Genomic DNA, 23,521 nt, shown 5'->3' with positions numbered 1-23,521 from the left:
GCGTCCGGCTCAGACGCCGGTGGCACCGTGCGGAGCGACGACGGCACGACCGCTGAGCTCACCGGCCTCGAGCGCACGGTAGGCCTCGAGCGCGTCGTCCAGCGCGTACACGGTCACGTCGGGCGTGACCTGGCCGGCGCGGTAGAGGTCGACGACCTCGTGCAGCTCCTCGATCGTGCCCCAGTAGGTGCCGGTCAGCTCGACCTCGTACGGGACGGCGTAGAAGTTCCACTCGAACGTCCCGTTGGCGATGCCCACGACCGTGACACGTCCGCGCAGCGCCACGACGCCCATCGCGAGGGCGATGGTGGGCGTCGCGCCGACGAAGTCGAAGACCGCGTCGACGCCCTTGCCGCCGGTGAGCTCGCGGATGGCCTCGGACTGCCCGTCACCGCCGGGGACGGTCACGGCCCCGTTGGCGGCGGCCCGCTCCATCGCGTCCTGCTTGGTGTCGGTCGCGATGACGGTCGCGCCCGTGAGGGCCGTCAGGATCTGGACGGCGATCTGCCCGAGCCCACCGAGCCCGATGACCAGGGCGAACTTCCCGCCACCCGCCAGGACGGGCAGCGACTTCTTGATCGCGTGGTACGGCGTCAGCCCGGCGTCGGAGAGCGGCGCGGCGGCGACGGGGTCGGCGTCACCCAGGGGCACCAGGTTGCGAGCCGGCACCGAGACGTACTCCGCCATGCCGCCGTCGCGGCCGAGGCCTGCGGCGAGGTGCGGCATCGTCGCCGCGTTCTCGCAGTAGGTGTCCTGGCCGCGCGAGCAGGCACGGCAGTGGCCGCAGCCCATCGGGCCGTAGACGAGGAAGGCGTCGCCCACCGTGATGCCCTCGACACCCTCGCCGAGCGCCTCGGCCCAGCCGGAGTTCTCGTGCCCGAGGACGAACGACGGCTTGAGCTGCGCCGGGCCGAACGACTCGTCGAAGTCGCGGTACACCGCGACGTCGGAGTGGCACGCTCCCGCGCCGGCGACCTTCAGCAGCACCTCGCCGGGGCCGGGGGTCGGCTTCTCGACGTCCTTCAACGTCGGGGTGGTCTTGTACTGGTCGAACACGACTGCCTTCACAGGTCCTCCTGGAGATGATCGGCAGCACACCCGCCGATAATTGAAAATTGTACTACTGGGTGCCACTCGACTCGCCGACCCGTCGCCCCGCTGGCAGGCTGCTGAGGTGCCCGCTCTCGCTCCGCTGCCCCTCGCCGACGACACCGAGGCCGTGCAGGCGTGGGTGGCGTCGGAGCTGGGTCACCTGAGCCTCGAGGGGGCCGACGGCGTGCGATCCGGAGGCCACCGCGGCGGTCAGGCCGCCGCCGACGCCGCCCTGGCCTCGCTCGACGTCACGGCGTACGCACGCGCCCGCTCGACCGTCCTGCCCGAGAGCCGACGCGGGGCGACGCGGCTCTCGCCGTACATCTGCCACGGCCTGCTGGATCTGCCGACCGTGTGGGACGCCGTGGCCGACGCGCCGTCGTCCGACCGCCGCCGCTACCGGGACGAGCTGCTGTGGCAGGAGTACGCCCGCCACCTGTATGCGCGGCTCGGACCGGCCCTCGCCGAGCCGCTCCGCAACGAACCGCCCGTCGCAGCGGAGGGACCGTCGTGGGACGACCGCATGGCGTGCACCACCTGGGTGCAGGACGAGCTCGAGACCGACGGATGGCTGGTGAACCAGACCCGCATGTGGTGGTCGTCGCACTGGACGGTGCGGCACGGCCGCGACTGGCGCGAGGGCGAGGACTACTTCTTCCAGCACCTGCTCGACGGCTCGCGTGCCGCGAACCGCCTCGGCTGGCAGTGGACCGTCGGCACCGGCTCGGGCAAGCCCTACGGCTTCAGCCGCTGGCAGGTCGAGAAGCGCGCGCCCCAGCTGTGCCGCTCGTGCGCCCTGCGCGACGACTGCCCGATCCAGGAGTGGCCCGAGACGTCGACCGGACCGCGCGTGGAGGACAGCCCCGTCCGCACGGGGTGGTCGCGCGGCGCGTCCGGCCCCGGACCCGAGCACGTCGTCACGGACGGTGAGCCGTCCGCCGTCTGGCTCACCGCGGAGTCGTTGGGCGACGCCGATCCCGCCCTCGCGGCCCACCCCGACCTCCCGGTCGTCTTCGTGTTCGACGAGCCGGGCCTGCGCGCCCTGCCGCTGTCGGGCAAGCGCCTCGTGTTCGTCACCGAGTGCCTCGCCGACCTCGCGGCACGGCGGGACGTCGAGGTGCGCCTCGGCGACGTCGCCGACGAGCTGGCGGGGACGCCGCTGGCCGTCACCTTCGCACCCGTACCGATCTTCGCCCGCCGCTCGCAGGCCCTGTCGCTCGCGGCCGTCCACCCGTGGCCGTGGCTCGAGCGGCCCGGCTCGCAGCGGCTCACGTCGTACAGCGCGTGGCGCAAGGGCATCTCGCGCTGACGCGGTTGGGTCAGGCGGTGGGGGTCAGCCGCAGCAGTCGGCCCGACCCCTCGTCCTCGAGCAGCCAGATCGCGCCGTCGGGAGCCTGCTCGACGGCCCGGATGCGCTCGCCCATCTCGAACAGCTCGTCGTCGCCGGCGGTCGTGCCCTCGAGGTCGACGTGAACGAGCCCCTCGCCCGACAACGCGCCGAGGAAGGCGTCGCCCGTCCAGTCGGGGAACAGGTCACCGGTGTAGACCATGAGGCTGCCCGGGGAGATCGACGGCGTCCACGACGCCGCGGGCGCGACGAAGCCGTCGCCGGGAGCGTGGTCGGGGATCTCGCCGCCCCCGTAGTCGCTGCCGTTGGACGCCTCGGGCCAGCCGTAGTTGCCGCCCGCCTCGACGAGGTTGAGCTCGTCGCCGCCCTCGGGGCCCATCTCGCTGGCCCACAGGGAGCCGTCGGCGGCGACCTCGAGGCCGAGGACGTTGCGGTGCCCGTAGCTCCAGATCTCCGGCGACGCTCCGGCGTCCTCGGCCAGCGGGTTGCCGGGAGCGGGCTCGCCGTCGAGCGTCAGCCGCACGATCGTGCCGAGGGTGTTGGAGGTGTCCTGCGCGGGATCCTTCTTCTGCCGGTCGCCGGACGAGACGAACAGGTGCTCGCCGTCGGGCGCGACCGCGATGCGGTGCGAGAAGTGACCCGTGCCCGACACCTTCGGCGCCTGGCGCCAGATGACCTCGAGACCGTCGAGCGAGGCGGCGGCGTCGGACGTCCGCAGCCGGGCACGGCCCACGACCGCTCCCGAGGTGCCGTCGCCCGCACCGCTCTCGACCCAGCTCAGGTAGACCGTCCCGTCGTCCTCGAACGTCGGCCCGGCCACGACGTCGCCGAGACCACCCTGGCCGGCCACCGTGACGTCGGGGACGCCGGCGACCTCGACCCGCTCGCCGGTGTCGGCGTCGCGCAGGTGCAGGGTGCCGCTGCGCTCGGTGACGAGCAGGTCGCCGCTGCCGGGCAGGAACGTCATGGCCCACGGGTCGTCGAAGGTGTCGACCTCCTCGACGTCGAAGGGGCGCTCCCCCTCGGCGATGCTGGCCGGCACCGAGGCCGACGAGGCGTCGTCGCCGCCCGACCGTTCGGCGTCCGCCGAGCAGCCCGCCACGAGCACCGCTGCCAGTCCGAGTCCGATGAATCGCATGCGTCGAGTCTGGCCGGGCGATCCAAGGCCCGCGAGTGGTGCATTCCGGCCCGCGAGTGCTGCGGCCTGGTCAGACACGCCGTCCCAGAATGTCCAGTCCACACCACTCGCGGTTCCGGGGTGGGGCGGGTGGCTAGGCTCGGAGGATGGATGCGGACGGCTGGACCCGGTGCGACCAGGGCCACCGTCACTGGGGGCTCGTGGGAGCCGCGGGTCTGCTGGTCGTCCACGACGCGGACGCCGAGCGGCGTTTCCTGATGCAGCACCGCTCCGAGCAGGTGCACCACGGTGGCACGTGGGCCGTCCCCGGTGGTGCCCTCGCCCATGGCGAGACGCCCGAGCAGGGTGCGCTCCGCGAGGCCGAGGAGGAGCTCGAGGACCTGCCGGGCGGGCTGACCCACGTCACGACCTTCACCGACGACCACGGCGGCTGGGCCTACAGCACCGTCATCGTCCGGTCGCCCGCGAGCTTCGCCGCCGTCGAGCACGGCTGGGAGACCGGGCCGGAGGGGTTCGCCTGGCTCACGGCCGACGAGATCGCGGGCGTCCCCCTGCACGCCGGCTTCGCCGCGTCGTGGCCCGCGGTGCTCGAGGCCGTCAGGTCGTCGGCAGGTCGCGGAACGACCGGCGCCTGACCTTGCCGGTGTCGTCCCGCCCGGGATCACGGGTCAGTCGCCACGATCGCGGCACCTTCTCGGGGTCGAGCCGCGCCCGCGCCCAGACGTCCAGCTCGTCGGTCGTCACCTCGCCCTCCGCGACGTCGACGACCGCGTGCACGGCCTGCCCCCTCACCTCGTCCGACCGGGGGACGACCACCGCCGACCGCACCTGCGGGTGCTCCTCCAGCACGGCCTCGACGTCGGCCGGCTGCACCTTCACCCCTCCCGTGACGATGACGTCGTCGAGACGGTCGTCGATCCAGAGGTAGCCGTCGGCATCCATGCGTCCCGCGTCGCCGAGCGTGTGCCAGCCGTCCCGGACGACCGCCTCGGCCCCGACGTACGAGTACGTGGGCGGACCGTCCCGCCGCATCACGACCTCTCCGGGCTCCCCCGGTGCGGCGGTCGTGCCGTCGGCCCGCAGCACCCGGAACCGCGAGCCGGAGACGGCCCGGCCGACCGATCCGGGGCGCTCGAGCCACTCGCGCCCCGTGATCATGGTCAGGCCCTGCGACTCGGTGCCGGCGTACACCTCGACGACCCGGTCGGGCCCGAGCCACTCGATCCACGACCGCTTGAGCCACGGCGCGCACCGGGCACCCAGGTGCAGGACGCTCTCGAGCGACGAGACGTCGTGGGCCCCGCGCACCGACTCCCCCAGGCGCCAGATGCGGTGCATCATCGTCGGCACGAGCATCGTCCACGTGACGTGGTGCCGCTCGATCGCGCCCAAGGCCTCCTCGGCGTCGAACCGTCGCATCACGACGAGCTCGTGGCCGGTCATGAGTCCGCGCATCGCGTAGACGAACGGCGCGGCGTGGAACAGCGGCCCGGCCACGAGCTGGACGGCCCGACGCGGCACGAACGGTGCGACCGTCCCGTCGGGGTCGACCGTCGCAGGCGCCGTGGCACGGACGATCTTGGGGCGCCCCGTGCTGCCGCTCGACGTCGGCGCCTTCCACGACGACGCGGCCCGGTCGGGCAGCGGCGAGTCGTCGTCTGACGCGTCGACGGGCCCGTCGACCGCCACGGCAGGACGGGCGAGGTCGAGGATCGCGGCACGCTCCCCCGCGCCGATGCGCGGCGAGAGGGGCTGCGGCGTCGCCCCGAGCTTCCACGCCGCCACGCACGCCACCACGAAGTCGGTGCCGTTCGGCAGGGCGATCGTGACCAGGTCGTCGTGCGACACGCGACCCGCCCAGGCGTGGGCGACGCGGTTCGACGCGAGGTCGAGCTCGCGTCGGGTCAGCACGTCGTCGCCGCATCGAACGGCGACCGCGTCGGGTGCCTCGTCGGCCAGGTGCGCGAACGCCCGACCGATCGACATCGACGTCACCTGCGGCCGCCGCCCTCCGACAGGTGCTGCGCGTAGAACGCGAGGTGCGCGGCCGCGGCCGCCTCCCAGGTGTACGACGCGGCCAGCGCGCGCCCCGGGGCCGGGTCGGGCGGATCCGCCAGGACGGACGCCAGCGACCCCGCCATCGCCATGGGCTCGGCGGCGAACCGGACCGCGTCGCCGAACACCTCGCGCAGCACCGGGAGGTCGCGTGCCACGACGGGCACGCCGGCTGCCAGTGCCTCCATCGCCGCGAGCCCGAAGCCCTCCTTCGTCGAGACGAACGCCATCGCGGACGCGCCGGCGACGAGCCCCGGCAGGACGTCCTCGTCGACGACGCCGAGCATCTCGTGGTGCACGCCGAGCTCGGCGGCCCGCCGCTCGAAGGCCGCCCGGTAGTCGCGGTAGTCGAAGAGCGTCTCGCCGCCGGCGAACACCAGGCGCACGTCGGGGCGACGCCGGCGGATCAGCGCGTACGCCTCGAGCAGGTCGATGCTGCCCTTGCGCGGCTCGATCCCGCCGAGCGCCAGCACGTACGGCCCGAGCCTGGCCCGCCACATCGCCCGGTCGGCGTCGCCCGCGGGCCCGGCCGCACGCGCGAACCGGTCGGCGTCGACACCGTTGGGGATGACGGTCGGCGTCAGCCCCCAGCCGGCCTTGACCTCGGCGGCGACCGACTCCGAGACGCACACCCGTCCGACGGGCTCGACGACGGCCCGCTCGTGGCACGCGACGAGGGCGGGCGTCGTGAAGGTGTCGAGGTGGTGGATCGTGCGCAGGCACGGCAGCGCGGCGTTCGCGCTGATGCAGTCCTGCGCGTGCACGACGTCGTAGTCCCCGGGCGTGAACGCGTCGCGCAGCACCGCGATCGATCGCTGGATGCGGGCGCCGACGTCCTCGCCCGGCACCTCCGGGAACGGCACCGCCCGCACCCCGACGGCGGGGTCGACGGGGCGGTAGAACGTCGAGTCGCCGCCCCGTCCGAGCGTCCAGACGTCGACGTCGGCACCGGCGCGGCTCAGCGCCTCGGCCAGCGCGAGGGTGTGGACGACTCCCCCGCGCGGCTTGGTCGAGTACGTCAGCAGGGCGATCCTCACGACTCGCCCCGCATGGCGACGACGTAGCTCGCGGGCGCCCGCTCGTCCAGGTGGTGGAGGAGCCGGCGCGAGCGCGTGATCTCGGCCTCGACGTCGACCTCGGCCACCGCCAGGGCCCCCTTCGACCAGGTGCGGGCCAGCACGTCGCCGCCCGGGCCGACGACCTTGGCCTGACCCAGGAACCGCAGGCCGCCCATGACGCCCGTCTGGTTGGACGAGATCCAGACGATCTGGTTCTCCGCCGCGCGGGCGCTGTCGTACAGGTCGAACAGGCGCGACTGGCGGTCCTGCGGCAGGCGGGACGCCCGGTCGGTCACGCTCGCCGGCCACGCCGACAGGCACGCGACGACGTGCGCGCCGTCCAGCGCCAACGACCGCGCCGACTCCGGGAACGTCTTGTCGTAGTCGATCAGCATGCCGAGTCGTCCGACCGGTGTGTCGAACGCGGCGAAGACGTCACCGGCGCGGTACACGAGCGCCTCGCCCGCCGGCTGGTGCACCTTGCGGTGGCGGCCCAGGACGCCGTCACCCGTGACGCACAGCGCGGCGTTGTAGTGCACCTGCTCGCCGTCGAGGCCGATGCCCGCGTCCTCGGTGTAGCCGAAGCAGACGACCATGTCGCCGGCCATCGCGATGACGCGTCCGACCTCGAACGAGTCCTCCCGCAGGGCCGGCGGCAGGGCGTGCGCGTCGGGATGACGCAGGTCGGACAGGTAGCCCCCGAGCGTCGCGTCCGGGAAGACCAGCAGGTCGACGGCGGCCGCCCGGGCATCGGCCACGATGCCGGCCATCTTCTGCAGCGACCGGTCGATGTCGCGCCCGAAGTGCGCGGCGACGGAGGCGAGGCGCACGGCCTAGCGCTCGACCGGGGCCGGGCGCCTCGCGCCGACGATGCAGCCGAAGACGTGCTCGGCGTCGCGGGCGATGCCGGCGAACCGGCCCGACCCCCAGGTGTGCATCCACGGCAGGCCGAGGAAGTAGAGCCCCGGCACCGACGTCACGCCCCGCGTGTGGGTCGGTGCCGCGGCGCCGTCGAAGACGCCGATCTTGACCCACCGGTAGTCGGGCCGGTAGCCGATGCCCCACACGATCGAGGTGATGCCGGCCTCGCGCAGGTCGAGCATGCGCGGCTCGTGGTCGGGCGACCAGACCGGCTCGTACCGGCTGCCGGGCGGTGCGTCGACACCCTCGCGCTCGATGTACGCGTCGATGTCGCGGCAGATCGAGTTGTAGACGGCGTCCGCGGAGTCGAGCGCGCCGGTCAGCGTCGGCTCGAACGACAGGCGCGTCCCCTCGGCGCCCGACATCAGCCCGTACAGCCGCATGCCCTCGGCGGCGAACTGGCGCAGGTCGATGTCGCGTCCGCCGTCGCGTCCCGTCACGTAGTGGTTGGTCTTCTCCCGGGCGGCCCGACCACCCGGGTACTGCTGCACCGGGGTGTCGTACAGCCCCATGTCGGCGAGCCACGTCATGCAGTCGCGCCCGCGGTAGGTGCGCGCGACCCGCGGCGCGTCGCCCAGCGCGAGGTGCACCCGGCGTCCCTCGATGTGCAGGTCCTCGGCGATCTGAGCCCCCGACTGGCCCGACCCGACGACCAGCACGTCGCCGTCGGGCAGCTGGGCTGCGTTGCGGTAGTCGGCCGAGTGCACCTGCGTGATCGACGGGTCGATCGCGGCGGCGAAGGCCGGGACGATCGGCAGGTGGTAGCCGCCGGTCGCCAGCACGACGTGCTCGGCCTCCAGCGTCTCCGCACCGTCCGGACCGGCCAGCTCGAGGACGAAGCCACCGCCCTCACGCTCGGTCAGCAGCGTGACGGCGGTGTGCTCGCGGACCGGCGGGTCGAAGGACGCCGCGTAGCCGGCGAGCCAGTCGGCGACCTGCTCGCGGGTCATGAACCCGTCGGGGTCGTCGCCGTCGTAGGCGTAGCCCGGCAGCCGGCAGTGCCAGTTGGGGGTGACGAGCGTGAAGTTGTCCCACCGGCGGTCGGTCCACTCGTGGGCGGTCGTCGACGCCTCCAGCAGCACGTGGTCGACGCCCTCGCGCGTCAGGAACCAGCTGACCGACAGACCGGCCTGGCCGGCACCGACGATCGCGACGGGGATGCTCATGGGGTCTCCTTGGACGCGGGTGGCAGGGGTGGTTGCATGTCGAGCACCTCGACCAGGTCGGCGGCGTCGAAGCGCGACGCCGTGGCCCGGATCCGGTCGAGCGACGCGGCCGAGGCCGAGCACGTGAACCCGTACCTCGCGCGCACCCGCTCGCTCGCCTCGGCCAGCGCGGTGGACGACCGGCGCGTGAACTCGTCGACGCGGTAGGTCGCGCCCGGCTCGAGGTGGTCGTGCATGACGAGCGAAGGCGAGTAGCAGTCGGCGACCCCGCCGTCGGGCCAGCGGACCGTCACGGTCATCTCAGGCATGGGCCGGCACCCCCGCGTGCACGGGGTACGTGTCGGGACGACGGTCGCGCAGGTGGAACATCGCCCGCCGTGCCGTGCCGAGCGCCTCGTCGAGGTCGACCCCCGCGATCGCGAGCCCCGCGTCGGCGCCCGTCGTGGCGAGCACGTCGCCGCCGGGGCCCACGACCTTGGCGTTCGCGACGAACCGCATCGACCCGAACGTGCCCACCTGGTTCGCGGCGACCCAGACGATCTGGTTCTCCAGGGCGCGGGCCTGGTCGAACAGGTTGAACCGCTTGGTCCACCGGTCCTCGGCGATGTCGGCCGCACCCGCGGTGCGCGACGACGGCCACGCCGAGATGCAGGCCACGACCTGTGCACCGTCGAGGGCCAGCGCACGGGCCGCCTCGGGGAAGGCCTTGTCGTAGCAGATCAGCATGCCGAGACGACCGATCGGCGTCTCGAACGTCTGGTAGACGTCGCCGGCCTCGTAGTAGAGGTTCTCGCCGAGGGGCTGGTGAACCTTGCGGTGGACGCCGATGACGCCGTCGCCGGTGAGTGCGGCGGCGCTGTTGTAGCGGGTGCCCCCGTCGGCCTCGCAGAATCCCAGGACGAGCGTCATGTCGCCGGCGATCTCCGCGACCCGGCGCAGCTCGGGGCCGTCGAGGTCGATGATCGGCGGCAGCGAGTCGGGTCCGTCGCCGTCGGTGTGCAGCGTCGACAGGTAGCCGCCCAGCGTGGCCTCCGGCAGCGCCAGCAGGCGGACGTCCCGCGACCGGGCTTCCGCGACGAGTCGGGCGATCTGCGCGTACGCCTCGTCGAGGTCGCGCCCGAAGGCGGCCGAGGCCGCGGCGAGATGGGTGATGGTCATGACCAGTCCTTTCCGGTGGGGCCGAGCCCCGTGACGGGGCCGGTGATCGCGGACGTCACGAGACCGTCGGGCCAGCGCAGGTCGACCCCGCGGCCCTCGGTGAGGCGTCCGCAGACGGAGGTGTCGACGAAGCCCGGCAGCGTCGCCCGGGCGGGGGTTCGCTCGGCCGAGACCATCGCGAACCCGGGGAAGCAGGTCAGCCAGTCGCCCGCCGTCGCGGCGTGGGGCGGCGGCATCGGGACGTCGGCGACGTCGAGCACGGCCCGGCACCCGCTGGCCTCGGCGAGCATCCCGGTCGTGCCGATGACCCCGGTCATGCTGACGTCCTTGGCGGCGGTCGGGTGCAGCGACGGCACGACGCCGGCCAGCGCGCGCAGCTCGTCCGACCGGCGGTGGGACGACGAGTCCCACTGCGAGCCGGTGTAGCCCGGGCGCCACTGCCCGCCGAGGTCGGCGGTCAGCCGCAGCGACTCGCCGGGAGCCGCGCCGCCGCCCGCGACCGGACGGTCGGTGCGGCCGAGGGCCGTGACGCTCAGCGAGGCGGGCACGCCGAGCTGCGTGTGGCCGCCGATGACCGGCACGCCCCACGCCTGCGACGCGGCGCGCAGGCCGCGGAGGATCCGACGGGCGAACGAGGCGTCGCGGGCGCCGACGGCGTCCAGCAGGCCGACGGGCGAGGCGCCCATCGCGGAGACGTCGTTCAGGTTGACCAGGACGCCGCACCAGCCCGCCCACTCGGGATCGCGCTCGACCATCGACGGCAGGATCGCGTCGCAGGCCGCGAGCAGGTCGCTGCCGGGCACGGGAGCCGCGTCGTCGCCGACGAATCCGGCACCCCCGAGGGCGCCGTGAGCGCCTCCGAGGTCGTGCAGCAGCGAGCCGAGGACGGCCTTGGTGGCGTCCGCGAGCCGCTGCACGCGGTCGATCGGCCACAGCATGTGCACGTGCGGGCGGCCGTGGACGTCGAGGGTCGCCAGCGTCGTCCACCCGAGACGCCGGAACAGGCCCTCGTTCTGCGCCTGGACGGTCGCGTCGAAGCGCAGCGCGCCCTCCCGCTCGGCCCGTGCGCACGCCGCGCGGACGAGCGCGGCGCCGATGCCTGCGTGCGTCCTCGCGGCGGCGCTGACGGCCAGCCGGCTGCCCGACCACCAACCGATGTCGCGTCCCTCGACGGCCGGGGCCAGCCGCACGCCGCCGAGCAGCGTGCCGTCGGTGGCCCGCGCGACGAGCACGACGGAGCGTGGGTCGTCGTCGACGCGGTCGGAGTCGTCGCGGTCGAAGATGCCCTGCTCGGCGACGAACACGTCGCGCCGCAGCGCGCGGTAGGCGTCGAGGTCGGCCCTCCCGACCGCCTGCGAGACGAGGAACGTGGGCGCGGGCGACGGACGGGTGCCCGTGAGGATGCCGCGGTCGAGGTCGACGATCGTCATGGCCTAGGCCCCCTCGCTCTGCAGCACGCTGCAGGCCCCGCACGCGGCGCAGCCGGCCGCCTGGTCGGCGCCGTGCATGCCGGCCTCCATGAGCGCGTGCGCCACCCGCCGGGTGACGTCCTGCAGCACCTCGGCCGGCGGTGGCGGGACGCCGTCGACGTCGGTCGCGAGCGTGCCGGCCAGCGGACGGAACGGCACGACGAACGGGTAGACGCCCATGCCGACGAGCTCCTCGGCCGCCGCGACCATCTCGTCGGGGTCCTCGCCGAGACCGACCAGCAGGTACGTCGACACCTGGTTGTGGCCGAACACCCGGACGGCCTCGCGCCACGCGGCGCGGTACTCGTCGAGCGACACCGACGACTTGCCCGGCATCCAGCGCCGGCGGACGTCGTCGTCCATCGACTCGACGTGGATGCCGATCGAGCGGGCACCCGCCTCGTACAGGTCGGTGATGGTGCGCAGGTCGGCGGGCGGCTCGCACTGCACCTGGATCGCGAGGTCGGGCAGCACCTCGCGGACGGCCCGCACGCAGCGGGCCAGGTGCGTCGCACCCCGGTCGCGCCCGTTCGACGTGCCGGTCGTCATGACCATCTGCGTGATGCCGTCGAGCTCGTGCGCGGCCCGCGCGACCTCGGCGATCTGCGTCGGGGTCTTCACCGCGATCGTCGAGCCCGCCTCGAGCGACTTCTCGATCGCGCAGAAGCGGCACCGCTCGGCCTCGTCGTACCGCACGCACGTCTGCACGACGGTCGTCGCGAGGACGTTCGCCGAGTGCAGGCGCGCGATCTTCTCGTACGACACGCCGTCCGCGGTCTCGAGGTCGTAGAAGCGCGGACGGCGCACCGGCTCGACGCCGAGTCCCGTGTCGGCCCCGTCGAGCAGCAGACGTCCACGGTTGACGGTGAACGGGCTGCTCGGGTTGATCGGGATCGCGGTGCCGACTCCCCCGAGCAGCACGTGCCCGTCGTCGCTGGGCCCCGCACCCGACTGCCGGCTGACCGGTGCGTCGAGCAGCCGGATGCCCTGGATCGCGACGTCGACCCGGGTGTCGACCGTCGCGCGCGTGGCGGTGGATCCGCCGCAGGCGGGTGCGTTCATGGGGTCTCCTCCTCGTTGTCCGTGCTGGGTCCGGCCGGGATCAGAGGTTGTAGACGGAGTTGATGATCGCGCCCTTGCGGGCGTAGTGGATGATCGCGTCCTGCACGTCGAGGGGGTGGGCGGGGATGACGCCCTCGATGAGGTCCTCCTCGCGGATGCCGTGCAGCGCCAGGCCGAAGCGGCAGCAGTAGACCGTGCCGCCCTCGGCGATGTACGTCTCGAGCGAGGCGTTCATGTTGAGCTCGCCCGGGAAGCCCGCGTCGCCGGTCGTCGGGAAGCCGCGGTTGGCCGAGCAGGCCAGCGTGCCGGGGCCGTAGAAGTAGATCGCGGTCTCGAAGCCCTTGCGCAGCGCGCGGGTGGCCTGCAGGATCGCGACGAAGCTGACCGACGACTCGTGCGGGATGCCGTGGATCAGCGTGAAGTACGACTGCCCCTCCTCGGCCTGGTAGTCGGGGAACAGCTTGGTCGAGCCGTACAGGTTCGTGCCCTTGGGCAGCGAGGGGTGCTGAATCTCGGCGAGCGAGGCCTCGATGTTGGCGGCGAGCTGGTCGTCGATCTCGGTCATGGTTCTCCTGGGGTGAGGGTGAGGGTGGGGTCGTGCACTGGCCGCTGCGGACCAGGGATCAGGGGTGTCGCGTCAGCCGTAGAGCGAGGTGAAGTTGCCGCGGAAGAACGCCTCGGCGAGCTCGGGGTCCTTGGCGACCGCCGACAGGCGCGCGTACTCGCCCTCGAAGTCGCCCCACGGGCAGTCGGTCGCGAAGAGGATGCGGTCGTGACCGACGCCTCGCCGCTCGATCTCCTGCACGAGCCAGACCGGGGCGAAGCCGATCGTCCAGCTCGTGTCGGTGTAGACCTGCTTGCCGGCCTCGATCCAGTCGAACAGCCGGCCGCCGATGAGCTTCATGTGCCCGCTCATGCCGCCGCCGAGGTGGACGAGGTGGATCTTGGTGTCGTCGCCGTAGCGGTCGACGAGGGTGCCGACCTGGTCGACGTCGGACGCCGCGCCGGGCGACGTGTGCACGTGGACGACGAGGTCGTGCTCGGCGGCGGTCGTGAAGATCCGGTCGATCTCGTCGGCGCAGTCGGGGTCGGTCGGGCTGCCGCCCAGCAGGAAGCTGGTCTTGAGCGCCTTGACGCCCGACTCGCCGACGAGCTTCAGCGCCTCGGTGTTGCGGTCCGCGTCGGACGCCTTGGGCGAGACCCACAGCCCGCAGCTGACACGGTCGTCCTTCTGCGCCGCCTCGATCGCCAGGGGGTTGAGGTCGAAGGCCGCGTCGGGGACGGGGACGCCGTAGTTGGGCAGCACCAGGGCGCGCTCGGTGCCCTCGCGGTCGAGATCGGCGAAGAACGCGCCGACGGTCTCCTTGGCCGTGACGTCGGCGCGGATCGCCGGCCCGCCGTAGAAGGGGAACTCGGGCAGCGCGCCGATGTGGCGGTGGCTGTCGAAGACTCGCTGGGGCATGCATCCAGTCAGCGCCCGCGATGTTTCCGAATGGTCACGCTCGGAACAAAGGCCCGTGAAGAGGGTGTTTCCCCACATTACGTCGCGGGATGAGATGGTTGAAAGGTGAAGAACTTCCACCGCTTCGTGGCCGTCGGCGACTCGTGGACCGAGGGGGTCGGCGATCCCGACCCCACCCGGCCGAACGGGCTGCGCGGCTGGGCCGACCGGGTCGCCGAGGTGCTGGCCACCCGCTCGGACGACTTCGGCTACGCCAACTTCGCGATCCGCGGCCACCGCGTCGGCGAGATCGTCGATCAGCAGCTCGGCCCCGCCCTGGACCTGCGCCCCGACCTGCTCACGCTGCAGGGCGCCGGCAACGACATCCTGCGCACCCGGGTCGACCTCGACGCCCTGGTCGGCGAGATCGACACGGCGGTGGGGCGGGCCAACGACGTCGGGGCGACCGTCGTGCTGTTCACCCACGGCTCGCCGGCCTCCGGACCGTTCGCGGCGCTGCGCGGACGCATCGCGATCTTCAACGAGCTCGTCCGCGAGGTCGTCGACACCCGCGACGCGGTGCTCGTCGACAACTGGCGCGTCCGCGAGGCGCGCGACACGCGCCTGTGGGACGTCGACCGCGTCCACCTCTCGCCCCTGGGCCACCACCGCGCCGCACTGGAGGTGCTCGACGTGCTCGGCGTCCCCCACGAGCACCCGGTGTTCGAGCTCTCGGCGGCCGAGGCCGCGACCCGGCAGGCGCGCCTGCGCGCCGACCTCGGCTGGGCCCGCACCTTCGTGGGGCCGTGGGCGTACCGCCGCCTGACCGGACGCTCGACGGGCGACGGCGTGCAGCCCAAGCGCCCCGGGCTGTCGCCGATCTGAGCCGCGCTCCCCGCGACCACCGGGCCGTACGATGGCGACGATGACCGCGCCCGCCCCCGACCGTCCCCGCCGGCTGCTGGTGGTCGTCGACGCCCCGTCGCTGCTGCACCGCAGCCACCACGCCCGCGCCCACACCGGCACGACGGACCGTGCCGGACGCCCGGCGTGGGCGCTGCACGGCATGCTGGGGCAGATCCTCGAGGTCATCGACGGCTTCGCCCCCGACGCCGTCGTCTTCGGGCTCGACGACCGGCGTGCGTCCGAGCGGGCCGATCTCTACCCCGCCTACAAGGCGGGCCGCGCCGAGAAGGACCCCGCGCTGGTCGAGCAGCTCGACCGCGCCGGCGCGATGCTCGACGCGCTGGGTCTCGCGACGCTGACTCCCCCGGGGCTCGAGGCCGACGACGTCAGCGCGTCCGCGGCCACGTGGGCCGGCGCCCACGGGTGGGACTGCGTCATCGTGACGTCCGACCGCGACGCGTTCGCCCACATCAGCGACCACACCCGGGTGCTGCGGCTCATCAACGGCGGCGTCAGCGCCTCGCCCCTGCTGACCCCGGCCCGGCTCGTCGCGATGTACGGCGTCCCCGCCGAGCACTACCTCGAGTTCGCGGCGCTGCGCGGCGACGCCAGCGACAACCTGCCGGGCGTGTCCGGCATCGGCGAGAAGACCGCCGCGACCCTGCTCACGCAGGTCGGGTCGATGCGGACGGTGTGGGCCGACGTCGACCGCAACGAGGGCCGCGGCGTGGCCTCGACGCTCGACTCGTGGGCCGCCGACACCGGCGCCCGCCGGATCGGCCGCACGGTCGTCCGACGTCTGACCGCCGACGGCGCCCGTGAGCGCTACGACTTCAACGTCCGCATCATGTCGGGCCGCGACGACCTCGACCTCGGCCTGACCCCCGACGTCCCCGGGACCCCGGGCCTGCTGCCGCTCGACGCCCACCGGATCGCGACCGTCGTCGGCTTCCTGGGGGTCGAGGCGACGACGTCGCTCGCGATCCGGGTGCTCAGCACCGACCCGGCCTCGGCGGCGTCGGGCTCGGACCGGTAAATTCGGCAGGTGTCCGACAACCGCCCCCGCCGCACGTTCGCCGTCATCAGCCACCCCGACGCGGGCAAGTCGACGCTGACCGAGGCCCTCGCGCTGCACGCCCGGGTCATCACCGAGGCCGGCGCCGTGCACGGCAAGGGCGACCGGCGCGCCACGGTGTCCGACTGGATGGCGATGGAGAAGGCCCGCGGCATCTCGATCACGTCCGCCGCGCTGCAGTTCGTCTACCGCGACCACGTCGTCAACCTCGTCGACACCCCGGGCCACAGCGACTTCTCCGAGGACACGTACCGCGTCCTGTCGGCCGTCGACTCCGCGGTCATGCTGGTCGACGCCGGCAAGGGGCTCGAGCCCCAGACCCTCAAGCTGTTCCGGGTGTGCGCCCTGCGCGGCATCCCGGTCATCACGGTCATCAACAAGTGGGACCGCCCGGGCCTGTCGCCGCTGGGCCTGATGGACGAGATCGAGCGGCAGATCAAGCTGCGCCCCACTCCCCTCACCTGGCCCGTCGGCGAGGCCGGCGACTTCCGGGGCGTCCTCGACCGACGCACGGGCGAGTTCGTCAAGTACACGCGCACCGCGGGCGGCGCGACGCGCGCGCCCGAGCGTCGCATGGCGTCGTCGGAGGTCGAGGACGTCGACGCCCAGGCCTGGTCGGACGCCGTCGACGAGCACGAGCTGCTGTCGCTCGACGCCGCCGACCACGACCAGGAGCGCTTCCTGGCCGGCGAGACGACCCCCGTCATGTTCGCCTCGGCCCTGCAGAACTTCGGCGTCGCACAGCTGCTCGACCTGCTGCTCGACCTGGCGCCCGCCCCCAGCGCGACCGAGGGCGTCGACGGCTCGGTGCGCCAGGTCGACGACCCGTTCAGCGCATTCGTGTTCAAGGTGCAGTCGGGCATGAACAGCTCGCACCGCGACCGCATGGCGTACGCCCGGGTCGTGTCCGGCACGTTCGAGCGCGGCATGGTCGTGACGCACGCCTCGACGGGGCGACCGTTCGCCACGAAGTACGCGCAGTCGCTGTTCGGCCGCGAGACCAGCTCGGTCGAGCAGGCCTCGCCCGGCGACATCATCGGCTTCGTCAACGCCCAGGCCCTGCGCGTCGGCGACACGGTGTACGACGGCGAGCCGATCGACTTCCCGCCCGTGCCGAGCTTCGCCCCCGAGCACTTCATGGCCGTGAGCGCGCGCGACATCGGCCGCTACAAGCAGTTCCGGCGCGGTATCGAGCAGCTCGACCAGGAGGGCGTCGTCCAGGTGCTGCGCTCGGACCTGCGCGGCGACCAGAGCCCCGTGCTGGCGGCCGTCGGCCCCCTGCAGTTCGAGGTCGTCGAGGAGCGGATGACGCACGAGTTCACGTCGCCGATCCGGCTCACCCGCCTCGACTACTCGGTGGCGCGCCTGACCGACGCCGACGGCGCGCGGACGCTCAGCGGCTTCCGCGGCGCCGAGGTGCTGCAGCGCACCGACGGCACCTACCTGGCGCTGTTCATCGACAAGTGGCGGGCCAACAACGCGGCCCGCGAGTTCCCGGACGTCCTGCTCGACGAGCTGCCCGCCGGCGGCAGCTGAGCCGGCCGTGCTCGTCGTCTCGCTGGTGCTGGTGCTGGTGCTGCTGGCGCTCGCCGCGGTGCTGCCGATCGACCGGCTCCCCGGATGGCTCAACCTGTACGTCGGCGTCGCGATCGCGTCGGCCGTCCTGGTCGTGCTGGCGGCCCTGCTGGCCTGACGCCCGTCGGGCGCGGTCAGGCGACGAGCGCCGTGATGACGATGACCGCCGGCACCGACGCCAGCGTGCTGACGAAGATCGCGTCACGCGCCATGAGCTGCGCCCGCTCGTAGCGCGACGCGATGATGAAGACGTTCTGGGCCGTCGGGAGCGCCGACAGCACCGTCACCGCCAGCAGCGCGGGGGTGTCGAGGTCGAGCGCGAACCGGCCCACGAGGTACGCCACCGCCGGCTGGACGACGAGCTTGAGCGCGACCACCAGGCCGAGCCGGCCGACGGGGACGCCGCGCCCCGGCAGGGGGCCGAGCCGCAGCGACACCCCGTAGGCCAGCAGCATCGACGGCACCGCCATGCCCCCCACCAGCTCGAGGGGGTCGTGGACGGTCGCGGGAAGGCTCGTGCCCGTGACGGCCAGCATCAGGCCGAGGAACGAGCCGATCGTGATGGGGTTCTTGAGCGGACGGGCGAGCACGGCGCGCCACGACAGCCGGTTCTCGCTGGCGTCGGCGTCGAGCAGCACCAGCGCGAGGGGCTGCAGCACCAGCAGCTGCATCAGGATGACGGGCGCGACGAGCGCCGGGTCGCCCAGCACGTACGACGCGATCGGGAGGCCCAGGTTGCCCGCGTTCACGTAGGCCGAGCACAGCGTCCCGACGACCGTCTCGCCGAGGGGCTCGCGACGCACCACGGCGACGACGACGAACACCGCCCCCGTCACCAGGACCGCCGCGACCGTCGCGAGCAGGGCGCCCGAGAAGATCTCCGCGACGTCGCTCGACTCCAGCACCGTCACGAGCAGCGCGGGGCTCGCGACGAAGAACGCGAGGGTCGAGAGCGTCCGCTGCCCCGCCGCGTCGATGATCCCCAGGTGCGCCAGCAGGATGCCGAGGGCGATCAGGACGCCGATCGTCGCGAACCCCTCGAAGACCCCCGTCACGCATCGACCCTAGTGCGGGGTCACGACCGTCACAGGCGCGGGTCGACGGCCTTCGACTCCATCGCCAGCACCGCGAAGACGCACTGGTGCATCCGCCAGACGGGCTCCCCCGCCACCGCCCGCCGCACGGCCTCCAGCCCCAGCGCGTACTCGCGCAGCGCCATCGACCGCTTCTGGCCGATGTTGCGCTTGCGCAGACGCTCGAGCGTCGCGGGATCGGTGCAGTCGGTGGTTCAGGCGACGCGCGCGGCGTCCTCGGCCAGCTCGAGGTAGACCGTCATGCACGAAGAGCACGACGCCAGGTGCGTGTGGACACGCTCCTGGTCGCGGGCCGTCGCGGTGCGACGCAGCACGCGGACGAACAGCGCGCGCACCTCGGTGTGCGCCTCGCCCTCGGGCGCCTCGGTCTTGACGTGCTGGCGCAGGTAGGCCTCGCGGAGCCCGGCCCGGGCGCGGTAGACCAGCGCCGAGACGCTGTTGGGGCTCAGGTCGAGCATCGCCGCGATCTCCTGCGGCTTGCGGCCGTCGACGTCGAGCGCCCAGAGCACCTCGCGCCAGCGGTCGGGCAGCGAGGCGTAGGCGGCGCGGACGGTCTCGCGCTCGAACGCGTCGAGCGTGCCGGCGCCGAACTCGACGGCCGAGTCGATCTGCGTGTCGTCGTCGGTGGGACGGACGCGCTTCTCCTGCTTGGCGCGCGCGCCGCACTCGTGGCGGATCGTCGTGAACAGGTAGGCGCGGAACGACTCGGTGGGGCCCTTGCCTCGCTGCAGCAGGTCGAGCACGCGGGCGAACGCCTCGTTGACGACGTCGTCGGCCTCCTCACGCCGCCCCAGGTGGCGGGCCAGGCGGAAGGCGCTGTACTCGTAGCGGCGGTAGAGCTCGGAGTACGCGTCGTCACTGCCGGCGCGGGTCCGCGCGATCAGCACGGCGTCGTCGACCTCGCCCTCGGCGTCGTCGATGTACGCGTGGACGTGAGCGGTACTGCCGTGCATGTTCTTCCCCTGGGATCGTCCGTCCCCCGACGGCACATGAGCTGTATGTCTATGTCCAACGATTCGGAGCAGCGTATGGGGAAGATTGCCCGTATGAGGAGCATCACGCACACTCGGCCGTCAGCGTAACCCGGCGTCCTACCGGCGGGTACGGACCGAAGTCCCGACCCGGGTGTGACCTGCAGCACGTCACCAGCGTGCACGGCAGCGGGAGGTCCCGCAACACGGCTAGGATGGGATCAGCACCGGGTCGCCCTATCTAGCGATCACGGGCTCGACGTCCCCGGCCGCACCAACGGCGCGGGGACACTCTCGTTCCCGGGGTGGATCAGGCGGGCTCGGCGGGGTCGGCGTCGGCGAAGACCGCCGCGAGCGTCGGGCGCAGGCGGAACAGCTCGTCGAGGCCCGAGATCCGGAAGATCGCGACGACCCGCCGCGTGGGGGCGACGATCGCGACCGATCCCTGACGCAGCAGCATCTTCTTGCGTGCCAGCACGAAGACGCCCAGGCCGATCGAGTCGACGAACGTCACGCCCGACAGGTCGAAGACCAGGCGGTCGGCGCCCGCGTCGGTGACCTCGACGACGACGTCGCGCAGCTGCGGCGCGGTGTCGATGTCGATCTCGCCCGCGACCTCGATCACGGTGAAGGGGTCCTGATGCCGGACTCCCACCGTCAGCTGCTGCGTCATGCCTCATCCCCGATACGTCGAAACGCCGATGCGTCGAATCATGGGCGGACGAACGGCCCGCCGCCTGGCTGCTGCACAACCGCCCCAATCCTAGTCACGCGCTCCTGCGAGGATCGACACATGGTCACCGACACGTCCCAGCAGATCGTCGACCAGTGGCTCGCCGCCTGGACCCACACCCGCGACCTCACCACGTCGCGCCTCGACGGCTGGCCCCTGGTGCACGTCGCCGAGCCGTCGCGCGAGACCGAGCTGGTGTGCGTCGACCCCGGGGTCGCGACGTGGCAGGACCTCACGCGTCACGTCGCCGGAGACCCGCGCGTGATGCTGACCGTGATGGCCCACGACGTCGGTCCCTACCTGACGGCGAGGCGCCGCGACGGCGTCCGTGTCGACCGCGACGACGAGGCGCTGATGTCGGTGCGACTCGACGACTCCCCCGTCCCCGCGCTGCCGGACGGACTGACGTCCCGCTGGGACCTCGACGGGCACCGCACGACCTACACGCTCGAGTCCGGCGACGCCGTCGCCGCGGTCGGCACCGTCGGGATCCTCGGAGACGTCGCGACGTTCGACCGGGTCGAGACGATGCCCGCCTTCCAGCGGCGAGGGCTGGGCCGGCACGTCATGGCCGTCCTCACGGCGCAGGCCCACGGCCGGGGCGCGAGCCTCGGGCTGCTGGCCGCCAGCGCGCAGGGCCGCGCTCTCTACACGACGCTCGGTTGGCGGACGCGCCTCGAGATGCTCTCGGTCATGGGCGCCTGACCCTCCCGTCCCTCGCGTCCCGTCAGACACGTCCGGCCCGCGAAGGCCTGTCGCAGGTGAGGTACGCCTCATGCGAAAATGGGGCGGACGACCCCCGCTCGGGGTTGAATGTCACGACACCCGGACCACCGCACCAGAGGACATCCATGCCCCGCATCTCCCGTCGCACGTTCGTCGCCGCTCCCGCCGAGGTGGTGTGGTCCCTGGCCGGCGACTTCGCCGAGTGGCACCCGAAGCTGCGCATCTACACCAACGGGCCCGAGGCGTCGGCCGAGCTCGTCGTGACGATCGTGTCGAAGGACGACGAGGCGCGCACGCTGTCGTACTCGATGCCCGAGCCGCCGTTCCCGATCAAGGACCACCGCGCGACGATCCTGGTCGAGCAGGCCGCGCACGAGGGCACGTCCTACGTGACCTGGTCGGCCGAGTTCACGGCCGACGAGGCCGACCTGCAGGAGCTCGAGGACTCCCTGGGCGATGACGTGTTCAAGCAGGCCCTCGACCGCCTCGCGACGGCGGCGCAGGACTCCTATGGCGCCGAGCAGGTCGCCAAGGCGACCTGACCGACCGCCCCACCCCGATCTGCCGAGAAGCGGACCGAGCCCGGACGACGGGACGGTCCGCTTCTCCGCGTCCGGGGCTGTCCCGTCAGCTGCGCCAGTCCTTGAAGCCGACGACGATCAGACGCATCTGCCGTCGCGCGCCCTCCTTGATGCGCTCCTCCAGGTCGGGCCGGCCGTCGGGCATCTCGACGACCTCCTCGGCGTTGGAGACCATGTTGCGGACGAACAGCCGCGACACCATCTGGACGTCCTCGGTCGACCACGTCTCGATGTTGGGCAGACGCGCCAGGACGACGGCCAGCTCGCTGACGAACAGGTCGAGCTCGTGGCGGATGGCACGCCGGACGGCCTCGGAGCCGCCGACCCGCTCACGGGCGACGAAGGCGAAGTGCGCCTTGCTGTGCTTGACCGCCTCGACCAGCACGTCGGCCGCGGCGTCGATGATGTTGTCGAAGACCTTGGGATCGCGCTGCGCCTCGCGGATCATGCGGCGCAGCGTCGAGAACGACTGCTCGACGAGCGCGAGCCCCAGCTCGTCCATCGAGTCGAAGTGCCGGTAGAACGCCGTCGGCACGATCCCCGCGTGACGGGCCACCTGGCGCAGGCTGATCTGGGCGAATCCCTGGTGCTGGGTCAGCTCGAGCGCGGCGGCCAGGATCGCCTGCCGCGTGCGCCCCTTCTGCTCCTGGCGCGAGGCAGCCTGCACGGACTCGGTCATGGCGACAGCGTAACGCGCCGATTTGGGTGAACACCTGTGTTCACCGTGCCTCACCTCACGCGGCGCGTCGGTTGCCTCGGCGGCGTCGGTCGGGCACACTTTGAGTGTACGCACGTTCACTGAATTGACGGGGGCCACGCATGGGCATCATCCGCACGGCGCTGACCTCCAGGGCGGTCCGGTCCCTGACCTCGCCCAACTCGATCGACGACTACCTCGAGCAGGTGCACCCCATGCTCGCCGCCGACCACGTGCGGGCCCGCGTCGTCGAGGTGCGCCGCGAGACCGGCGAGGCCAGCACCGTCGTAATGCGCCCCAACGGCGCCTGGCGGGGATTCCGCCCCGGCCAGCACGTCCAGTTCGGCGTCGAGGTCGACGGCACCCGACGCATCCGCGTCTTCTCGGTCTCCAGCGCCCCCACGTCCCGGCGCAGCGACCGGACGTTCAGCGTCTCGGTCAAGGCCCACCCCGACGGCTACGTCTCGCAGTTCCTGCACCGCGAGCTCGCCCCGGGAACGATCGTCTACCTGTCGCAGGCCGAGGGAGAGTTCGTCCTGCCCGAGGTCGTCCCCTCGACGCTGCTGCTGGTCAGCGGCGGATCGGGCGTCACGCCCGTCATGTCGATGCTGCGCACGCTGCGCGACGAGGGACACGCCGGCGACGTCACGTTCCTGCACTACGCCCGCAGCCGCGACGACGAGATGTTCACCGACGAGCTCGACGAGATCGCGGCGACGACGTCGATGCGGGTCGTGCGGGTCTACACCCGTGCCCCCGAGCCCGGCGCCGAGCTGGCCGGACGCTTCCACGTCGACCACCTCAAGCACCTCGGCCTCGATCCCGCCACGACCCTGACGTACGTGTGCGGCCCCGCGGGCCTCATCGCGTCCGTCCGCGACACGTACGACGAGCTCGGCGCGGCCGACCAGCTGCGCCAGGAGTACTTCAAGGTGCCGAGCGTCGACGTCGACGCCGCCGATGCGACCGGCACCCTGGCCTTCGACGACTCGCTCGTCGAGGCCCCCAACACGGGACAGACGATCCTCGAGCAGGCCGAGGCGGCGGGCCTCCAGCCCGACTTCGGCTGCCGCATGGGTGTCTGCAACACGTGCGCCCTCAAGAAGAACAGCGGCGCCGTCCGTCACGTCGTGACCGGCGAGATCAGCGCCGACACCGACCAGACCATCAAGATCTGCGTGCAGGTCCCCGTCGGCGACGTCAACGTCGCCCTCTGAGACCCGACCGCCTCCCACCCCACCGACCCACGACCTCG

The 23,521-nt window shown here is 72.7% G+C and carries 25 protein-coding genes and 1 pseudogene; 9 read left to right on the top strand and 17 right to left on the bottom strand.

Translation table 11 applies throughout. From position 1 onward, the window contains the following. Positions 1 to 9: 9 nt before the first annotated feature. A complete protein-coding gene (locus IFT73_RS14855) occupies positions 10 to 1,068 on the bottom strand; it encodes an alcohol dehydrogenase catalytic domain-containing protein (protein ID WP_192168302.1) in 1,059 nt (352 codons plus the stop codon). Between the two features lie 106 nt (positions 1,069 to 1,174). Between IFT73_RS14855 and IFT73_RS14850 the strand changes: the two genes are divergently transcribed. Continuing rightward, positions 1,175 to 2,401, top strand: a complete 1,227-nt coding sequence (locus tag IFT73_RS14850) for an FAD-binding domain-containing protein (protein WP_192168301.1) — start codon at positions 1,175 to 1,177, stop codon at positions 2,399 to 2,401. A 10-nt stretch (positions 2,402 to 2,411) separates the two neighbouring features. Here IFT73_RS14850 and IFT73_RS14845 read toward each other — a convergent pair whose 3' ends face one another. Continuing rightward, a complete protein-coding gene (locus IFT73_RS14845; protein ID WP_192168300.1) occupies positions 2,412 to 3,578 on the bottom strand; it encodes a PQQ-dependent sugar dehydrogenase in 1,167 nt (388 codons plus the stop codon). A 146-nt stretch (positions 3,579 to 3,724) separates the two neighbouring features. Here IFT73_RS14845 and IFT73_RS14840 point away from each other — a divergent pair, with 146 nt between their 5' ends. Continuing rightward, the gene (locus IFT73_RS14840) at positions 3,725 to 4,213 is read left to right on the top strand and encodes an NUDIX domain-containing protein (protein ID WP_192168299.1); all 489 of its coding nucleotides are present in this window, start codon (positions 3,725 to 3,727) and stop codon (positions 4,211 to 4,213) included. On the opposite strand, the gene IFT73_RS14835 is transcribed toward IFT73_RS14840, so the two are convergent. The 10 genes from IFT73_RS14835 to IFT73_RS14790 form a co-directional block, all read right to left on the bottom strand. Then, positions 4,176 to 5,564: an AMP-binding protein gene (locus tag IFT73_RS14835; protein WP_192168298.1), complete on the bottom strand. Its 1,389-nt coding sequence runs from the start codon at positions 5,562 to 5,564 to the stop codon at positions 4,176 to 4,178. The genes IFT73_RS14840 and IFT73_RS14835 overlap by 38 nt on opposite strands. Before the next feature lie 5 nt (positions 5,565 to 5,569). Further along, positions 5,570 to 6,670, bottom strand: coding sequence for an MSMEG_0565 family glycosyltransferase (locus tag IFT73_RS14830; protein ID WP_192168297.1), 1,101 nt, complete (start codon positions 6,668 to 6,670; stop codon positions 5,570 to 5,572). Then, positions 6,667 to 7,521, bottom strand: a complete 855-nt coding sequence (locus tag IFT73_RS14825; RefSeq protein WP_192168296.1) for a carbon-nitrogen hydrolase family protein — start codon at positions 7,519 to 7,521, stop codon at positions 6,667 to 6,669. Before IFT73_RS14825 ends, IFT73_RS14830 begins: the two co-directional genes overlap by 4 nt. A 3-nt stretch (positions 7,522 to 7,524) precedes the next feature. Further along, the gene (locus tag IFT73_RS14820) at positions 7,525 to 8,778 is read right to left on the bottom strand and encodes an MSMEG_0569 family flavin-dependent oxidoreductase (RefSeq protein ID WP_192168295.1); all 1,254 of its coding nucleotides are present in this window, start codon (positions 8,776 to 8,778) and stop codon (positions 7,525 to 7,527) included. Next, entirely contained in the window at positions 8,775 to 9,086 is a 312-nt protein-coding gene (locus IFT73_RS14815; RefSeq protein ID WP_192168294.1) for an MSMEG_0570 family nitrogen starvation response protein, read from the bottom strand. The genes IFT73_RS14820 and IFT73_RS14815 overlap by 4 nt, the downstream gene beginning before the upstream one ends. Beyond that, complete coding sequence (locus IFT73_RS14810) at positions 9,079 to 9,936, bottom strand: carbon-nitrogen hydrolase family protein (protein WP_192168293.1); 858 nt, start codon at positions 9,934 to 9,936, stop codon at positions 9,079 to 9,081. Before IFT73_RS14810 ends, IFT73_RS14815 begins: the two co-directional genes overlap by 8 nt. Continuing rightward, complete coding sequence (locus IFT73_RS14805) at positions 9,933 to 11,366, bottom strand: MSMEG_0567/sll0787 family protein (protein ID WP_192168292.1); 1,434 nt, start codon at positions 11,364 to 11,366, stop codon at positions 9,933 to 9,935. The genes IFT73_RS14810 and IFT73_RS14805 overlap by 4 nt, the downstream gene beginning before the upstream one ends. Positions 11,367 to 11,369: 3 nt before the next feature. After that, positions 11,370 to 12,467: an MSMEG_0568 family radical SAM protein gene (locus IFT73_RS14800; protein ID WP_192168291.1), complete on the bottom strand. Its 1,098-nt coding sequence runs from the start codon at positions 12,465 to 12,467 to the stop codon at positions 11,370 to 11,372. A gap of 40 nt (positions 12,468 to 12,507) precedes the next feature. Continuing rightward, on the bottom strand, positions 12,508 to 13,032 hold the full coding sequence (locus IFT73_RS14795; protein ID WP_056609476.1) for an MSMEG_0572/Sll0783 family nitrogen starvation response protein: 525 nt from the start codon (positions 13,030 to 13,032) through the stop codon (positions 12,508 to 12,510). 72 nt (positions 13,033 to 13,104) lie between these two features. Continuing rightward, positions 13,105 to 13,929, bottom strand: coding sequence for an amidohydrolase family protein (locus IFT73_RS14790; RefSeq protein ID WP_192168290.1), 825 nt, complete (start codon positions 13,927 to 13,929; stop codon positions 13,105 to 13,107). 105 nt (positions 13,930 to 14,034) lie between these two features. On the opposite strand from IFT73_RS14790, the gene IFT73_RS14785 reads away from it, so the two are divergent. From IFT73_RS14785 to IFT73_RS14770, 4 genes are read left to right on the top strand one after another with little or no spacing between them, the layout of a single operon-like run. Next, positions 14,035 to 14,793, top strand: coding sequence for a GDSL-type esterase/lipase family protein (locus tag IFT73_RS14785; protein ID WP_192168289.1), 759 nt, complete (start codon positions 14,035 to 14,037; stop codon positions 14,791 to 14,793). A 40-nt stretch (positions 14,794 to 14,833) separates the two neighbouring features. Further along, the gene (locus IFT73_RS14780; protein WP_192168288.1) at positions 14,834 to 15,850 is read left to right on the top strand and encodes a 5'-3' exonuclease H3TH domain-containing protein; all 1,017 of its coding nucleotides are present in this window, start codon (positions 14,834 to 14,836) and stop codon (positions 15,848 to 15,850) included. A gap of 9 nt (positions 15,851 to 15,859) precedes the next feature. Then, positions 15,860 to 17,425 (top strand): peptide chain release factor 3, encoded by a 1,566-nt coding sequence (locus IFT73_RS14775; protein WP_056609482.1) that lies wholly within the window; start codon positions 15,860 to 15,862, stop codon positions 17,423 to 17,425. Between the two features lie 7 nt (positions 17,426 to 17,432). Continuing rightward, positions 17,433 to 17,582 carry a hypothetical protein gene (locus IFT73_RS14770; protein WP_192168287.1) on the top strand — a complete coding sequence of 50 codons (150 nt, stop codon included), beginning with the start codon at positions 17,433 to 17,435 and terminating at the stop codon, positions 17,580 to 17,582. A gap of 16 nt (positions 17,583 to 17,598) precedes the next feature. On the opposite strand, the gene IFT73_RS19650 is transcribed toward IFT73_RS14770, so the two are convergent. The 4 genes and pseudogenes from IFT73_RS19650 to IFT73_RS14750 all read right to left on the bottom strand — a co-directional run bounded on the left by IFT73_RS19650 (position 17,599) and on the right by IFT73_RS14750 (position 20,202). Next, positions 17,599 to 18,519: an AEC family transporter gene (locus IFT73_RS19650; RefSeq protein ID WP_192168286.1), complete on the bottom strand. Its 921-nt coding sequence runs from the start codon at positions 18,517 to 18,519 to the stop codon at positions 17,599 to 17,601. Between the two features lie 29 nt (positions 18,520 to 18,548). Further along, positions 18,549 to 18,734: pseudogene (locus IFT73_RS14760) on the bottom strand (hypothetical protein); the annotation flags it as partial. A gap of 18 nt (positions 18,735 to 18,752) precedes the next feature. After that, a complete protein-coding gene (locus IFT73_RS14755) occupies positions 18,753 to 19,511 on the bottom strand; it encodes an RNA polymerase sigma factor (protein WP_192168285.1) in 759 nt (252 codons plus the stop codon). 328 nt (positions 19,512 to 19,839) lie between these two features. After that, positions 19,840 to 20,202, bottom strand: coding sequence for an STAS domain-containing protein (locus IFT73_RS14750; RefSeq protein WP_192168284.1), 363 nt, complete (start codon positions 20,200 to 20,202; stop codon positions 19,840 to 19,842). Between the two features lie 120 nt (positions 20,203 to 20,322). On the opposite strand from IFT73_RS14750, the gene IFT73_RS14745 reads away from it, so the two are divergent. Together IFT73_RS14745 and IFT73_RS14740 are read left to right on the top strand one after the other, a co-directional pair. Then, the gene (locus IFT73_RS14745) at positions 20,323 to 20,967 is read left to right on the top strand and encodes a GNAT family N-acetyltransferase (RefSeq protein WP_192168283.1); all 645 of its coding nucleotides are present in this window, start codon (positions 20,323 to 20,325) and stop codon (positions 20,965 to 20,967) included. 146 nt (positions 20,968 to 21,113) lie between these two features. Continuing rightward, positions 21,114 to 21,530 (top strand): SRPBCC family protein, encoded by a 417-nt coding sequence (locus IFT73_RS14740; RefSeq protein WP_192168282.1) that lies wholly within the window; start codon positions 21,114 to 21,116, stop codon positions 21,528 to 21,530. A gap of 85 nt (positions 21,531 to 21,615) precedes the next feature. Here IFT73_RS14740 and IFT73_RS14735 read toward each other — a convergent pair whose 3' ends face one another. Further along, complete coding sequence (locus tag IFT73_RS14735; protein WP_056609499.1) at positions 21,616 to 22,248, bottom strand: TetR family transcriptional regulator; 633 nt, start codon at positions 22,246 to 22,248, stop codon at positions 21,616 to 21,618. Positions 22,249 to 22,388: 140 nt separating this feature from the next. On the opposite strand from IFT73_RS14735, the gene IFT73_RS14730 reads away from it, so the two are divergent. Next, positions 22,389 to 23,483 (top strand): ferredoxin reductase, encoded by a 1,095-nt coding sequence (locus tag IFT73_RS14730; protein ID WP_192168281.1) that lies wholly within the window; start codon positions 22,389 to 22,391, stop codon positions 23,481 to 23,483. Positions 23,484 to 23,521: the final 38 nt, after the last annotated feature.

Source organism: Aeromicrobium sp. CFBP 8757 (assembly GCF_014841755.1).
Taxonomy (GTDB): domain Bacteria; phylum Actinomycetota; class Actinomycetes; order Propionibacteriales; family Nocardioidaceae; genus Aeromicrobium.
Note: the sequence above shows the minus strand (reverse complement) of the source record. Positions and strands in the feature narration are given on the sequence as shown.

What these genes read in the sequence shown, in the direction of transcription:
- IFT73_RS14845 (WP_192168300.1), bottom strand. Translation starts at nt 3,578, where the DNA reads ATGCGATTCATCGGACTCGGACTGGCAGCGGTGCTCGTGGCGGGCTGC.
- IFT73_RS14840 (WP_192168299.1), top strand. Translation starts at nt 3,725, where the DNA reads ATGGATGCGGACGGCTGGACCCGGTGCGACCAGGGCCACCGTCACTGG.
- IFT73_RS14835 (WP_192168298.1), bottom strand. Translation starts at nt 5,564, where the DNA reads ATGTCGATCGGTCGGGCGTTCGCGCACCTGGCCGACGAGGCACCCGAC.
- IFT73_RS14820 (WP_192168295.1), bottom strand. Translation starts at nt 8,778, where the DNA reads ATGAGCATCCCCGTCGCGATCGTCGGTGCCGGCCAGGCCGGTCTGTCG.
- IFT73_RS14815 (WP_192168294.1), bottom strand. Translation starts at nt 9,086, where the DNA reads ATGCCTGAGATGACCGTGACGGTCCGCTGGCCCGACGGCGGGGTCGCC.
- IFT73_RS14810 (WP_192168293.1), bottom strand. Translation starts at nt 9,936, where the DNA reads ATGACCATCACCCATCTCGCCGCGGCCTCGGCCGCCTTCGGGCGCGAC.
- IFT73_RS14805 (WP_192168292.1), bottom strand. Translation starts at nt 11,366, where the DNA reads ATGACGATCGTCGACCTCGACCGCGGCATCCTCACGGGCACCCGTCCG.
- IFT73_RS14800 (WP_192168291.1), bottom strand. Translation starts at nt 12,467, where the DNA reads ATGAACGCACCCGCCTGCGGCGGATCCACCGCCACGCGCGCGACGGTC.
- IFT73_RS14795 (WP_056609476.1), bottom strand. Translation starts at nt 13,032, where the DNA reads ATGACCGAGATCGACGACCAGCTCGCCGCCAACATCGAGGCCTCGCTC.
- IFT73_RS14790 (WP_192168290.1), bottom strand. Translation starts at nt 13,929, where the DNA reads ATGCCCCAGCGAGTCTTCGACAGCCACCGCCACATCGGCGCGCTGCCC.
- IFT73_RS14780 (WP_192168288.1), top strand. Translation starts at nt 14,834, where the DNA reads ATGACCGCGCCCGCCCCCGACCGTCCCCGCCGGCTGCTGGTGGTCGTC.
- IFT73_RS14755 (WP_192168285.1), bottom strand. Translation starts at nt 19,511, where the DNA reads ATGCACGGCAGTACCGCTCACGTCCACGCGTACATCGACGACGCCGAG.
- IFT73_RS14750 (WP_192168284.1), bottom strand. Translation starts at nt 20,202, where the DNA reads ATGACGCAGCAGCTGACGGTGGGAGTCCGGCATCAGGACCCCTTCACC.
- IFT73_RS14745 (WP_192168283.1), top strand. Translation starts at nt 20,323, where the DNA reads ATGGTCACCGACACGTCCCAGCAGATCGTCGACCAGTGGCTCGCCGCC.
- IFT73_RS14740 (WP_192168282.1), top strand. Translation starts at nt 21,114, where the DNA reads ATGCCCCGCATCTCCCGTCGCACGTTCGTCGCCGCTCCCGCCGAGGTG.
- IFT73_RS14735 (WP_056609499.1), bottom strand. Translation starts at nt 22,248, where the DNA reads ATGACCGAGTCCGTGCAGGCTGCCTCGCGCCAGGAGCAGAAGGGGCGC.
- IFT73_RS14730 (WP_192168281.1), top strand. Translation starts at nt 22,389, where the DNA reads ATGGGCATCATCCGCACGGCGCTGACCTCCAGGGCGGTCCGGTCCCTG.